At 33.4% G+C, this 12,473-nt stretch carries 14 protein-coding genes and 1 tRNA gene; 7 read left to right on the forward strand and 8 right to left on the reverse strand.

Annotated elements, in window-relative coordinates; all coding sequences use genetic code 11:
- Positions 1–264 precede the first annotated feature (264 nt).
- The gene (locus AAC024_RS01165) at positions 265–918 is read right to left on the reverse strand and encodes a 50S ribosomal protein L25/general stress protein Ctc (protein ID WP_339893329.1); all 654 of its coding nucleotides are present in this window, start codon (positions 916–918) and stop codon (positions 265–267) included.
- A gap of 174 nt (positions 919–1,092) precedes the next feature.
- Positions 1,093–2,034: a ribose-phosphate pyrophosphokinase gene (locus AAC024_RS01170; protein WP_339893330.1), complete on the reverse strand. Its 942-nt coding sequence runs from the start codon at positions 2,032–2,034 to the stop codon at positions 1,093–1,095.
- 205 nt (positions 2,035–2,239) lie between these two features.
- Here AAC024_RS01170 and AAC024_RS01175 point away from each other — a divergent pair.
- A tRNA-Leu gene (locus AAC024_RS01175) sits at positions 2,240–2,321 on the forward strand.
- Positions 2,322–2,373: 52 nt separating this feature from the next.
- On the opposite strand, the gene AAC024_RS01180 is transcribed toward AAC024_RS01175, so the two are convergent.
- Positions 2,374–3,474, reverse strand: a complete 1,101-nt coding sequence (locus AAC024_RS01180) for a formylglycine-generating enzyme family protein (RefSeq protein ID WP_339893331.1) — start codon at positions 3,472–3,474, stop codon at positions 2,374–2,376.
- 157 nt (positions 3,475–3,631) lie between these two features.
- Between AAC024_RS01180 and AAC024_RS01185 the strand changes: the two genes are divergently transcribed.
- From AAC024_RS01185 to AAC024_RS01200, 4 genes are all read left to right on the forward strand, one after another.
- Entirely contained in the window at positions 3,632–4,489 is an 858-nt protein-coding gene (locus tag AAC024_RS01185; RefSeq protein ID WP_339893333.1) for a YicC/YloC family endoribonuclease, read from the forward strand.
- A 50-nt stretch (positions 4,490–4,539) separates the two neighbouring features.
- Positions 4,540–5,133 (forward strand): guanylate kinase, encoded by a 594-nt coding sequence (gene gmk / locus AAC024_RS01190; RefSeq protein ID WP_339893334.1) that lies wholly within the window; start codon positions 4,540–4,542, stop codon positions 5,131–5,133.
- A gap of 89 nt (positions 5,134–5,222) precedes the next feature.
- Complete coding sequence (nadD, locus tag AAC024_RS01195) at positions 5,223–5,816, forward strand: nicotinate (nicotinamide) nucleotide adenylyltransferase (protein ID WP_339893335.1); 594 nt, start codon at positions 5,223–5,225, stop codon at positions 5,814–5,816.
- Positions 5,817–5,981: 165 nt separating this feature from the next.
- Positions 5,982–6,485: a nuclear transport factor 2 family protein gene (locus AAC024_RS01200; RefSeq protein WP_339893336.1), complete on the forward strand. Its 504-nt coding sequence runs from the start codon at positions 5,982–5,984 to the stop codon at positions 6,483–6,485.
- 105 nt (positions 6,486–6,590) lie between these two features.
- Here AAC024_RS01200 and lysM read toward each other — a convergent pair whose 3' ends face one another.
- Entirely contained in the window at positions 6,591–7,088 is a 498-nt protein-coding gene (lysM, locus tag AAC024_RS01205) for a peptidoglycan-binding protein LysM (protein WP_339893338.1), read from the reverse strand.
- A gap of 162 nt (positions 7,089–7,250) precedes the next feature.
- Positions 7,251–8,198 carry a nicotinic acid mononucleotide adenyltransferase gene (locus AAC024_RS01210; RefSeq protein ID WP_339893340.1) on the reverse strand — a complete coding sequence of 316 codons (948 nt, stop codon included), beginning with the start codon at positions 8,196–8,198 and terminating at the stop codon, positions 7,251–7,253.
- A 210-nt stretch (positions 8,199–8,408) separates the two neighbouring features.
- Between AAC024_RS01210 and AAC024_RS01215 the strand changes: the two genes are divergently transcribed.
- Both AAC024_RS01215 and AAC024_RS01220 read left to right on the forward strand, forming a co-directional pair.
- Entirely contained in the window at positions 8,409–9,410 is a 1,002-nt protein-coding gene (locus tag AAC024_RS01215; protein WP_339893342.1) for an NAD(P)H-dependent glycerol-3-phosphate dehydrogenase, read from the forward strand.
- 272 nt (positions 9,411–9,682) lie between these two features.
- Positions 9,683–10,045 carry a DUF559 domain-containing protein gene (locus AAC024_RS01220; protein ID WP_339893344.1) on the forward strand — a complete coding sequence of 121 codons (363 nt, stop codon included), beginning with the start codon at positions 9,683–9,685 and terminating at the stop codon, positions 10,043–10,045.
- 229 nt (positions 10,046–10,274) lie between these two features.
- Here AAC024_RS01220 and AAC024_RS01225 read toward each other — a convergent pair whose 3' ends face one another.
- The 3 genes from AAC024_RS01225 to AAC024_RS01235 form a co-directional block, all read right to left on the reverse strand.
- Positions 10,275–10,670, reverse strand: coding sequence for a hypothetical protein (locus tag AAC024_RS01225; protein ID WP_339893346.1), 396 nt, complete (start codon positions 10,668–10,670; stop codon positions 10,275–10,277).
- A gap of 66 nt (positions 10,671–10,736) precedes the next feature.
- Positions 10,737–11,756 carry a phenylalanine--tRNA ligase subunit alpha gene (pheS, locus tag AAC024_RS01230; RefSeq protein ID WP_339893347.1) on the reverse strand — a complete coding sequence of 340 codons (1,020 nt, stop codon included), beginning with the start codon at positions 11,754–11,756 and terminating at the stop codon, positions 10,737–10,739.
- Between the two features lie 268 nt (positions 11,757–12,024).
- Positions 12,025–12,381, reverse strand: coding sequence for a hypothetical protein (locus AAC024_RS01235; protein WP_339893349.1), 357 nt, complete (start codon positions 12,379–12,381; stop codon positions 12,025–12,027).
- Positions 12,382–12,473 lie beyond the last annotated feature (92 nt).

Below are 12,473 nucleotides of genomic sequence, written 5' to 3' on the forward strand. Positions count from 1 at the left end.
GCTCATTTTCGGTTAAAAATTAAAAGTCAAGATGAGTTCTGAAGCTAAAATACATTAAACATGCCAAAAAATTAGTGTTTACTTTATATCTGGCTATTTTTTCCGCGTTAGGGATAGTAGTGGAAAGCCCACAGCCCGACGTAGGAGGTGCGAGGACTTGCAACGGATAGCCCGACCCCTTTTGGGGTAACGCCCAAATTTTTATTATAAAAAAAGCATCCTAAAAAATCAGGATGCTCTTTATTATTTAATTGAGAATAATATCTATTCTTGAGTTGCAGATGTTTCTGCTCCTTCTGCTGCTCCTTCAGCTCCTTCAGCGCCTTCTTCTCCTTCTACTCCTTCTTCTTCATCTTCTTCATCTTCAATTGCTACTCTAGATGTGCTCACTCTACAAACTACAGTAGTATCTGTCTGTAAAAACGTATAATCTCCACCAGGTAAATCGCCTACTGCTACTTTATCGCCAATTTTTAGAGGTGTAATATCTATCTCTATAAAATCTGGTAAGTTAGCTGGAAGTGCTTTAATACGAAGTTTTCTGTTATTTCTTCTTAACACACCACCGTTTTTAACACCTTTAGAATTACCAACAAGGTGTACAGGAATATTTAAAGCAATTTCTTTATCTTCAAATAATTGATAGAAATCTACGTGTAAAATTCTGTCTGTTACTGGGTGAAATTGAATGTCTTGAAGTACTGCGTTTAAAGTTTCTCCGCTTTCTATATTAATCACAACTGTATGCGCATTAGGCGTGTATACAAGTTTAGAGAAAGCTAATTCAGGTGCTGAGAAATGAAATGGCTTGTTTCCTCCGTATAATACGCAAGGAACCTGACCAGCATTACGTAAGGCTTTTGTTGCTTTTTTGCCCACGCTTTCTCTTTGAGATCCGTTGATTGTAATTGATTTCATAATTTCTGTTAATTGTTTTTAATTGTATTATGTAAACTCATTAAATATAAATTTTTTTGTTATTTGTAAAAATCCATAGTTTTCTTCGTTTTCATAATTTCTGTTAATTGTTATATAAATAATTTAATTAAAATTCTTTTTTAATGTTTCCAACTCCTCTCCTTTGGGAGGGGACTACATCACAAATTTTGAGCTAATAGATTTATTGTTATGAACTTTATCCATAACCTCTGCAAATAAATCAGCACAACTTAAAACTTTAATTTTGTCGCTTAAAGGCTTAACTGATATAGTGTCAGTGACTATTAGTTCTTCCAATTTTGAATTGTTTATGTTTTCATAAGCCTTCCCAGATAAAATAGGATGCGTACAAATAGCTCTTACACTAAGTGCTCCTCGCTTCATCATTAAATCGGCTGCTTTTGTTAATGTTCCAGCGGTATCAACCATATCATCAACTAATACTACATTTTTCCCTTCTACATTACCAATAAGTTCCATGTGAGTAATCACATTGGCTTTAGCACGTTGCTTATAACAAATTACAACATCGCTTTTTAGAGCTTTAGAGTATGCATAAGCCCTTTTTGAACCTCCCATATCTGGAGAAGCAATGGTTAAATTATCTAAGTTTAAGCTTCTTAAATATGGCAAGAAAATTGTTGATGCAAATAAGTGATCTACAGGTTTTTCAAAAAAACCTTGAATTTGATCTGCGTGTAAATCCATTGTAATTATACGAGTAGCTCCAGCAGCTTCTAGCATTTTTGCTACTAATTTTGCTGCAATTGGCACACGAGGTTTGTCTTTTCTATCTTGTCTTGCCCAACCAAAATAAGGTAATACAGCTGTAATATGTCTTGCCGAAGCACGTTTTGCAGCATCAATCATTAACAGCATTTCCATTAAGTTTTCTGGTCCTGGATTTGTAGAACCAATAATGAAAATTCGTGTCCCTCTTATAGATTCTTCATAAGAAGGTTGAAACTCACCATCGCTATAAGTTGAAGTAATAACATTACCTAAATCTGTACCAAAAGCTTTGGCTATTTTTTCACCTAGAACTTTACTTTGTGTACATGCAAAAATTTTGGCTTCTGTTATAACAGTTGGCATAGTTAACTTGTTGTTGTTGAGTGTGAAAACACCACGTGATTTTTAACGAGGTGCAAATTTATACATTTATTTTAACCTAAAAAGTATATTGGCTAGTATTTTTATGCAGAACGCCAAATAAACTTCAAAATGATTGATTATAAATTAGTTTCTATTTCCTTTGGTATAGTATCGAAAAAAACTATATTTTTGCTGTCTACAATAAGCTCAAGTGGTGGAATTGGTAGACACGTTGGATTCAAAATCCAATGTCGCAAGACGTGCGGGTTCGATTCCCGCCTTGAGTACTAAAGGCTTTAACAGCAATGTTCTGGTCTTTTTTTTAAAAAATTAATTCAACTATTTTACTAACATATCTGGCGTAGCAACAGTTCTAAAGCCAACATGTTCAGATGAAGAATCTGTGCTTGTGCCCATTCTAGAAGATAATCTGTAACTAGCACAATACGAATCGCTGCATAAAAAAGACCCGCCCTTGATTACTTTTTCTTGAATATAAGGTTGATTAGGATTGTATGCTTTATCAGGTCCTTGAGGGTTACTAACCTCGGCTTGGTTTGCTGCTAACTCCTCATAATACTTAATATTATACCAATCAGAAACAAATTCCCAAACATTACCTGCCATATCATAGAGCCCAAAATCATTTGGAGGATACGATTTTACTGGAGCCGTTCTCTCAAAACCATCTTCTAAAGTATTATTTACAGGAAACTCACCTTCCCAACTATTTACCATTTTGGAAAGCTTTGATCTATCATCACCCCAAAAATAAATAGTACTTGTTTTCTTCCCTCTAGCAGCATATTCCCATTCAGCCTCAGTTGGCAAACGTCTTCCTGCCCATTTACAATACGCTTGGGCATCTTCATAACTTATGTGTACAACAGGATGATTGTTTTTACCTTCAATATTACTATCTGGTCCACTAGGATGCCTCCAGTTAACTCCAATAACCCAACGCCACCACTGTGAAAAATCATATAAATTAAGAACCGAAGATTTTGTTTTCTTAAACATCAAAGATCCTGGTTGTAAAATACTATCATGTGGTTTAGGTGTTCCTTCTGGTAATTGATTTTTCATGGCTTCCCAATCAATTTCACGTTCTGCAACAGTTACATAACCTGTTTCTTTAACAAACCTTTTAAACGCTGCATTGGTTACCTCAGTGATATCCATAAAAAATCCATCAACTGCTACAGGATGTTGTGGTTTTTCATGACTCATAGCCGTTTTATCTTGCGGAACTGCGCCTTGCAAATACGAACCTCCAGCAATCCAAAGCATCCCTACTGGTGGCTTTGCCGTAAGACTATCCATTCTTTTTTCACTAATGTTTTCAATGGCTTTTTCATCTTCAATTATAATTTCGGCTTTCTTTTCTTTACAGGCAACTATCACTAAGCAGCATGCCGTTGTAATAATTAAGTGCTTCATTTTATTCATTTTAATATTGGGAAATTATTTCTGTAAATGTATTTATTAATTACTTTAAAACCCACTTCTCGTATTTAAAGTGTTTTTTTAACATAAGTTAATTCCTTTACTTTCTATCGGTTTTAATTACCTTTGCATAACATTAATACTCGCGTTTATGATATATTCTATGACAGGTTATGGGAAATCTGTTTTGCAATTACCAACAAAAAAAATTACCATAGAACTTAAATCTTTAAATAGTAAAAATTTAGATTTAAATGCTAGAATGCCTTCTATTTATAGAGAAAAAGAATTGGCCATAAGAAAAATTTTAGCTGATAAATTGGTTCGTGGAAAAGTAGATTTTTCAATTTATGTGGAAGCTACTGCTGAAGATACCTCTACGCAGATAAACACACCTGTTGTTAAGCAATATATACAGCAATTAAAAAATGTGGTAGATGGTGACAACATGGATTTGCTAAAAATGGCAGTTCGTTTTCCAGATGCACTAAATACAGTTAGAGAAGAAATTGATGAAAATGAATGGAAAACTATTGAAGCTGAAATAAACCATGCTATTGAGGACTTGAATAACTACAGATTAAACGAAGGGAAAGTTCTTGAAATTGACTTTAATAACCGCATTGTTTCCATTGATGAATTACTTGAAAAAGTTATAGCCATAGATCCTAAACGTGTTGAAGGCGTGAGAGAACGTTTATTAAAAGGTGTTGAGGAGTTAAGAGAGAAATACGACGAAAATAGGTTTGAGCAAGAACTGGTGTATTATATTGAAAAGTTTGATATTACTGAGGAAAAAGTACGCTTAAAAAACCATCTTAATTATTTTACTGAATCTATAAATTCAAAAGATTCTAACGGGAAAAAATTAGGGTTTATTAGTCAGGAAATGGGCAGAGAAATAAACACTATAGGTTCAAAAAGTAATTACGCACCCATGCAACAATTGGTTGTTCAAATGAAAGATGAACTGGAAAAAATTAAGGAACAATTATTGAATGTACTGTAGTTAAGTTTACAGTCGCAGTGGCAGTATTCAGTCAAAAAAAGTTAGTATTTGTGTTAGAAGAAAAAAGCAAAAATAAACAAGGTAAACTCATCGTATTCTCAGCACCGTCAGGTTCAGGAAAAACAACTATAGTAAGACATTTATTAGGAGTTGATAATTTAAACTTAGAATTTTCTATATCTGCAACTTCAAGAGAGAAACGTGGAGAAGAAGAACAAGGAAAAGACTATTATTTTCTTTCTGCAAAAGAATTCAAAAACAAAATTAAGAGTGATGAATTTTTAGAGTGGGAAGAAGTATATCGGGATAACTTTTACGGCACATTAAAAACCGAAGTGGAACGTATTTGGGCTTTAGGTAAAAACGTGATTTTTGATATTGATGTTTCTGGAGGGTTGCGAATAAAACGAAAATTCCCGGAGGAAACTCTCGCGGTTTTTGTAAAACCACCAAGTATTGACGAATTGAAAATCCGGCTAAAAAAGCGTAAAACAGAAAGTGAAGACAAAATAAACATGCGTGTTGCCAAAGCCTCGGCTGAATTAGCAACAGCGCCTTTATTCGATATTATAATTGTTAATGATGATTTAGAAAAAGCACTTAAAGAAGCTTACATAAAAGTTGATGATTTCATAAATTCTTAAACATGAAACATTCAGTACTAAACCACTTTGTTTTAAACTCATTTCATAAATGTCGCATGTGACCTTTGAAAAACAATAAATTTGAACACATGAAAATCGGGTTATATTTTGGTTCTTTCAATCCCATACACATTGGGCATTTAGTTATTGCTAATCATTTAGCAGAATACAGCGATTTAGATCAAATTTGGTTTGTAGTAACACCACATAATCCATTTAAAAAGAAAAGTAGTTTATTGGATAATTTCCAGCGTTTGGAAATGGTTTATCGCGCTACAAAAGATTATACCAAACTAAAACCAAGCGATATAGAATTTAACTTACCTCAACCTAATTACACCATAAATACACTTGTCCATTTACAAGAAAAACATCCTGATTATGAATTTTCTTTAATTATGGGTGAAGACAATTTAAAAAGTTTTCATAAATGGAAAAATTATGAACTCATTCTAGAAAACCATCATATATACGTTTATCCCCGAAATTCAAAAAGCAATCCCGATAGCTATCGGGAAGAAACACAATTTGATGAGCACAAAAAAATTCATGTTATTGATGCGCCCATCATGGAACTCTCTTCAACGTTTATTAGGAAATCAATAAAAGCTGGTAAAAATGTACAACCTATGCTCCCGCAACACGTTTGGGAGTATGTGGATGAGATGAATTTTTATAAGTAATCGCAACTTGACTTTATAAGAATGTTCAGCTTAGTCGTTTAGCTGCGAATACCATTCGTTAAAAAGGAATCATATTCGTTATACGTTGTAGCACATCCTTGAAACTATACTTCTCTAAAAATATTGTAACTTGTAAACAGCTATTAACCAATCAAATATGGAATTATGAAAACAAAGCTGACATTTGCAATAATTATACTTTGTGGAGTTTTAATAACAGGGTGTAAACAAAAAGTAGAAGTAGTTAAAATTGATTTAGTAAATGATGAATTTCCAGAAGCGAAACAAGAAGTGATGGAAACCTTTGGTGCAATTGCACAAAGTATTAAAGACGGTGATATAGATAAACTAATATCCTTTCACGCCTATGGTCCAAAGTTTACTGAATTTAAAAATGGAGAACCAAGAAATGGTAGTGAAGCGAACGAAGCTCACGAACGAAATGTTTTTGGTTCTGTAACTGAAGTCCTAAAGTTTGATGCGAAAGATTTACAAATTGCTATTTACGGTGATGTGGCTAATTTGACCTTTCATTCTGATTTTCATTTAAAATTTGGAGAAGACCTGGTTGTCGTTAATGACCAAATAACACTATTATTTGTAAAGACGGACAGTGGGTGGAAAATGGTTCACGAACATCATTCCCCTTTGGCAGAAGAAGATAGTTAAAAACGCACCGCAATAATGTTTATCATTTAAATGGTAAAAAAAAGCCAACTTTTTCAAGCTGGCTTCGAACATAACATAATTAGCTATTAATTAGACTCTTATGTTCTAATCTAAAGTTGGGATTCTTAATACTTGACCAGGATATATTTTATCAGGGTGAGTAAGCATGGGTTTATTCGCCTCAAAAATAACAGGGTATTTCATAGCGTTTCCATAATATGTTTTTGCAATTTTTCCTAAAGTATCACCACTTTTAACAGTATGAAACTGTGCTACTGGTTCTTCAATTTCAACAGTCATTTGGTCATCAACAGTTGCAATGCCTTTTGAGTTTCCAACAACTAAAACTACTTTTTCTCTTGTAGCTTGATTAAGTGCTAAACCAGAAATTGTAGCAGCATCGTCATCAATAAAAACGTTTAGGCCTTCAACTTGTAGTTGTAAATCGGTAATTGTTTCTTCTAGTTTTCTAGCAGCTGCTTCTTGTTGTTTTAATTTTCTTGCTGCAGCTTCGGCAGCGGCTTCTTTAGCCTCTTCAGCATCGGTTTTTCCAATACCAAATACTTTGGCTCCTGCATTTTTAATAAATGAAAATAATCCCATTGTGTAATTTATTTTAAGGGTTAATACTTTATTAGACACCTAAAAAATAAATAAGTCACATTAAAAATATAACCTAAAAAAGAAACCGCCTAAAACAAGATGTTTTAAACGGTTTCTAAACTAAATAACCAACCAAAATTATTAGTGAAATTTCACTTTATATTATAAAACCTTTCGAGTGTTTTCTCTTGGGTTTGCTACTTTATCTTTTCTATGCTTACGCATTTTATCAGATTGAACTTTTGTCTTCTTTGTTGTTCCATCAGATTTCAAGTACTGAATATAGCCTCTGCCTTCAAATTCATAAACGGTTTCAGAAGCAGGATGAAATAATTCTATCTTGCTGTCATTTATAACGCTCAATTCAAAATATTCATTGTCTAAGAAGTCATAATCTAATGTTAAAGTTTTTAAAAACTCATCCCCAATAACGTCACCTACACCGTAAATTCCTGCATAATCCCAAATAAGACTGTTTGCGTTAAGGCCGTAATCGTCTTGAGAACTTCTAAATGTTGAGTCATTTCCTCCCGCTAAAAACTGTAAATAGTTTTCGTTATCAAATTCATTTAAGGCTCCAAACTCACTAGTATAAGTTTTTTCCCAAGCTTCATATTCTTGTAAGAAATAATGAATATTATCATAGAATACAAAGTCATAGTCAAAATTACTACGTTGGTAACCATCTAAAAAGTATGAGGTGTCGTTGTTTGGGTTATACAACTCAATCGTATTATAATCTACTTCATAAACATCAAACGTTGAAAAACCATCAATATCATGTTGCACATCTAAAATCATATCATAAGCGTCATAGCTACCAACATCAATTCCAAAGCCATCACCATTAGCGCCTAATCCTGCGATGTTATTATTAGCATACACGACATTGTTCATAAAAGAAACCGTAAATGCCTTTTGTAAAAATGGAGTTTCGCCATAGCCAACGGTACTATTAATATCTACATACCAAAGCTCGTAAGAGCGCAATAATTGATTTAGAGAAATAGAAGGTTCATCAATAAAATCATCAACTACCACTTCTGTATAACATGATGTAAAAAGCGTTGCTGTTAAAGCAAAACTTAAAAGTATTTTTATCGTCTTCATAATATAACATTTTAGGGTTCTTGTTTATAGAGTTTCAAAACGCGTGCCAAAATTTTCAGTTGCAGTTTTCAGTTGCAGTCATCAGTCATTAGTATTCTATCAAAATACATCAGTCTTTGTTCTTAATTCTCTTTTCTATATTCTTTTACAACACAGTTCTGAAATCGAAAAATATTTGTGTATTTTTGAAATAGAAAAAGATTTAAATCTATGGATAAGCCTTTAAAATATGCGGTTTTTGGTGCAGGAAGTTGGGCAACAGCTATTGTAAAAATGCTTAGTGAGAATTTAGATGAAATTGGTTGGTACATGCGCAGTGTTTACACCAAAGAACATTTATTGAGAGAGCAACATAACCCCAATTATTTAAGTTCAGTTGAGTTTAATTTAGAGCAATTAAAGCTTAGTAATGATATAAATGAAATTGCTGAATATGCCGATGTTTTAATTTTTGTTATTCCTTCTGCCTTTATTCATAGCGAATTGGAAAAACTAAACCTTGATATTTCGAACAAAATAATTGTATCTGCAGTTAAAGGGATTATGCCAGAAACGGGGCTTTTAGTAGGCGAGCATTTTCATGAAACTTACAAAATTCCTTTTGATAATATTGCGGTTATTGCTGGCCCTTGCCATGCAGAAGAAGTGGCTTTAGAGCGCTTATCGTACTTAACCATTTCGTGTTCGGATACTGAAAAAGCAGAAACTATTGCAAATACTTTATCTAGCGATTATATAAAAACCAAAACCAGCGATGATATTATTGGTATTGAATATGCCGTAATGCTTAAAAACATTTACGCTATAGCTGCTGGAATAGCACATGGTTTGGGTTATGGTGACAACTTTCAAAGTGTGCTAATGAGTAATGCGATACGCGAAATGAAACGCTTTATAAAAAAGCGCCACAAAATGAAACGCAACATTAATAATTCGGCTTATTTAGGCGATTTGTTAGTAACAGGTTACTCGGTATTTTCGCGAAACCGTATGTTTGGTAACATGATTGGTAAAGGCTACACCGTAAAATCGGCTCAAATGGAAATGAGTATGATTGCTGAAGGGTATTATGCCACAAAAAGCGCTCATTTACTTCATGAAAAAAATGCAAAAAAGGCAGAAATTCCTATTATAAACGCAGTTTACGAGATTTTATACGAAAATAAAGATCCTAAAAGGGTGTTTAAGAAGTTGACTGATAAGTTGGATTAAAAAAAATATTTGGACGTTACACTCCCGATAGCTATCGGGACTCGCTGTGCGCTCTCCACTGCAATCCCTAACCTTTAGTTTGTATTTGATACCTCAAAATAGAATCCACTCCTCCTTTTAAGGATGGGAATTTTTCAATTAATATATTTAGTTTATTATATTGTATTTTAACTAAAATTATAAAACGAAACGTGAACATGAGTCCTTCCCTTTTTAAGGGAAGGTGGATTTGATTTTAACAAAAAATCAAAAACGGAAGGGTTAAATACAAAATGAATAATATCCATAATTACAAATATTTAGAAGAACGTAGAAAAAAGCTTCGAAAAAATTTAACTTCAGCTGAAGCCACATTATGGAAACATCTTCAAAGAAAACAATTAGGTGGTCGTAAATTTAGAAGACAGCACAGCATAGAAAACTTTATTGTAGATTTTTATTGTCCTAAAGAAAAACTTATTATTGAACTAGATGGTGCATATCATTTAGATTTTGCTCAACAAAACTATGATTTAGAAAGAACAAATAGATTAGAAATCTTAGGTTTCAAAGTTTTAAGATTTGAAAACAAATTAGTTTTTGAAGATATTGAATTTGTATTAGAAGAAATAAGTTCTCACTTTAAAAGTTCGTAAAACCACCTCGTCTTTAATTTCGAGGTGTCGAAATTAAATCCACTCCTCCTTTTAAAGGAGGAGAATTACTTTCGATTAATATACATAGTTTATTATACTGTATTTTAACTAAAACTATAAAACAAAACGTGAACACAAATCCTTCCCTTTTTTAAAGGGAAGAGCTTGTACCGAATTTACTTCGGTATGGATTTGATCCCGAAGTATCGGGGTCAAAGACGGAAGGGTTTTACTTCACCAAAACGCCTCTAGCTTCCATCAATGGAATAGCTTGTAAAGCCTTTAAATTAATCGTGTTTTTTCTGAATAAATAAGTTTTATCAAACATGGTATTCCCTTCAAAAAAAGACACTTTAAAGGTGTTGTTTAATGCAAACAGTTCCTCTTGCATCAGTTCAATTTTAGCATAGCTTTTTTTAGGAAGTTTATCTAACTTTTTTCTAAAAACAGAGGTGGTTTTGTTTTCAGAATAGCCACTTGTTACAATAAGAATCATTTCTAAATCGACATCCTTATCATTGATAATGTAAGCGTTCCAATCTTGTGTTTTATAGATGTCGTTATATTCGTTTACTACAGCAATGTAAACGTCTTCAACCTCTGGAATTTGGATATCTTTTTTCATTCCTCCTCTAACTCCTCCAAAGGAGGAGAATTAATTTAGTTTTTACTTTTGGTGAATAAAAGGGATTTACAAAGCACTTTTAAACTGCTCCAAGAAACGCACATCATTTTCACTTAATAAACGAATATCGCCAATTTGATGCAATAACATAGCAATACGGTCTATTCCCATACCAAATGCAAAACCAGAATACTCTTTAGAGTCTATCCCACAGTTTTCTAGCACGTTTGGATCCACCATACCACAACCCATAATTTCTAACCAACCAGTACCTTTAGTAATACGGTAATCAGTTTCGGTTTCTAAACCCCAATACACATCAACCTCTGCGCTAGGTTCTGTAAACGGAAAGTAAGATGGACGTAAACGGATTTTACTTTTCCCGAACATTTCGGTTGTGAAATGTTGAAGTGTTTGTTTTAAATCTGCAAAACTCACATCTTTATCAATATACAAGCCTTCTACTTGGTGGAAAAAACAGTGTGAACGTGCCGAAATAGCTTCGTTTCTGTAAACTCTTCCTGGAGAAATAGTTCTAATAGGTGGTTTATTATTTTCCATATAACGCACTTGCACAGAACTGGTGTGCGTTCGTAACAATATATCTGGATTGGTTTGAATAAAAAACGTATCCTGCATATCTCGTGCTGGATGATATTCTGGTAAGTTTAGTGCAGTAAAGTTGTGCCAATCATCTTCAATTTCTGGACCTTCACTAACATTAAAACCTACACGCGAAAAAATATCTATAATCTGATTTTTCACTATAGAAATAGGATGACGCGCCCCAATTTGAACAATCTCGCCTGGGCGAGATAAATCACCATAAATGCCTTTTACTTCTTCTTTGCTTTCTAACTCTTCTTTTAAAGCATTTACTTTTGCCTCTGCAGTATTTTTAAGCTTATTTATGGTTTGACCAAATTCCTTTTTCTGGTCGTTTGCTACATTTTTAAACTCAGCAAAAAAGTCGTTTAGTAATCCTTTTTTACCTAAATATTTTATACGGAATGCTTCTACCTCTTCTTTTGATTGGGCTTTAAAGGCTTCGGCTTCAGCTATGAGTTGGTTTATCTTATCTATCATGACCTATTACAAAATGATGGCAAATTTACTATTTTTTACGTGAATTGCGTTAGGGATTGCAGAGGAAATCCTTTTTTAAAAACTGAAGAACTATTAATTGTGTTTTAAGATAAGAGTTCACAGATTGTCACGTCCTTCGTCCTCACAATGACGTTCTTAAAAAAGATTGTAACGAAAAGCCCGACCTCCCGATAGCTATCGGGAGTGAAACGCCCAACTTCTCGATACATCCCGAAGCAAATTCGGGACACTCGAAGTGACATATATTTTAATTGATATACTCGGTTTCTACAAAGTAGTTTACAATAGCTTCTTTCATTAAAACACTTTGCTCGCCTGCTTTTAAATGAGGTAAGGCTTCTAGCGTTTTGTAATGTGGCCACCCATCATCATCAACAAAATCGAGCTCGTAATAGCCATAAGGTGTTAGCAATTTGCAAATAGCAATATGCATAAGATCTAACTTTTGGTCTTTTTTAAAGGCTCTTTCTAGCTGCCCTAATTCTTGAACACCTATTAAATAAATAATGGCATCAAGATCCAATTTGTCACCATCTGCAAATTGACTGGATAGTTTTTCAACAACAAACTCCCATCGTTCCTTTAATTGTTCGTCTCTAGACATAATATTTTTAAAGTTGCAAAGTTAATGAACCTCTCTGTCACTTCGTGACATCTCTCCTTAAAAAGGAGAGAATTTATTATATATTTACGGAA

It is taken from the genome of uncultured Algibacter sp. (assembly GCF_963976535.1).
Classification (GTDB): Bacteria; Bacteroidota; Bacteroidia; order Flavobacteriales; family Flavobacteriaceae; genus Algibacter_B.

What these genes read in the sequence shown, in the direction of transcription:
- AAC024_RS01165 (WP_339893329.1), bottom strand. Translation starts at nt 918, where the DNA reads ATGAAATCAATTACAATCAACGGATCTCAAAGAGAAAGCGTGGGCAAA.
- AAC024_RS01170 (WP_339893330.1), bottom strand. Translation starts at nt 2,034, where the DNA reads ATGCCAACTGTTATAACAGAAGCCAAAATTTTTGCATGTACACAAAGT.
- AAC024_RS01180 (WP_339893331.1), bottom strand. Translation starts at nt 3,474, where the DNA reads ATGAAGCACTTAATTATTACAACGGCATGCTGCTTAGTGATAGTTGCC.
- AAC024_RS01185 (WP_339893333.1), top strand. Translation starts at nt 3,632, where the DNA reads ATGATATATTCTATGACAGGTTATGGGAAATCTGTTTTGCAATTACCA.
- nadD (WP_339893335.1), top strand. Translation starts at nt 5,223, where the DNA reads ATGAAAATCGGGTTATATTTTGGTTCTTTCAATCCCATACACATTGGG.
- AAC024_RS01200 (WP_339893336.1), top strand. Translation starts at nt 5,982, where the DNA reads ATGAAAACAAAGCTGACATTTGCAATAATTATACTTTGTGGAGTTTTA.
- lysM (WP_339893338.1), bottom strand. Translation starts at nt 7,088, where the DNA reads ATGGGATTATTTTCATTTATTAAAAATGCAGGAGCCAAAGTATTTGGT.
- AAC024_RS01210 (WP_339893340.1), bottom strand. Translation starts at nt 8,198, where the DNA reads ATGAAGACGATAAAAATACTTTTAAGTTTTGCTTTAACAGCAACGCTT.
- AAC024_RS01215 (WP_339893342.1), top strand. Translation starts at nt 8,409, where the DNA reads ATGGATAAGCCTTTAAAATATGCGGTTTTTGGTGCAGGAAGTTGGGCA.
- AAC024_RS01220 (WP_339893344.1), top strand. Translation starts at nt 9,683, where the DNA reads ATGAATAATATCCATAATTACAAATATTTAGAAGAACGTAGAAAAAAG.
- AAC024_RS01225 (WP_339893346.1), bottom strand. Translation starts at nt 10,670, where the DNA reads ATGAAAAAAGATATCCAAATTCCAGAGGTTGAAGACGTTTACATTGCT.
- pheS (WP_339893347.1), bottom strand. Translation starts at nt 11,756, where the DNA reads ATGATAGATAAGATAAACCAACTCATAGCTGAAGCCGAAGCCTTTAAA.
- AAC024_RS01235 (WP_339893349.1), bottom strand. Translation starts at nt 12,381, where the DNA reads ATGTCTAGAGACGAACAATTAAAGGAACGATGGGAGTTTGTTGTTGAA.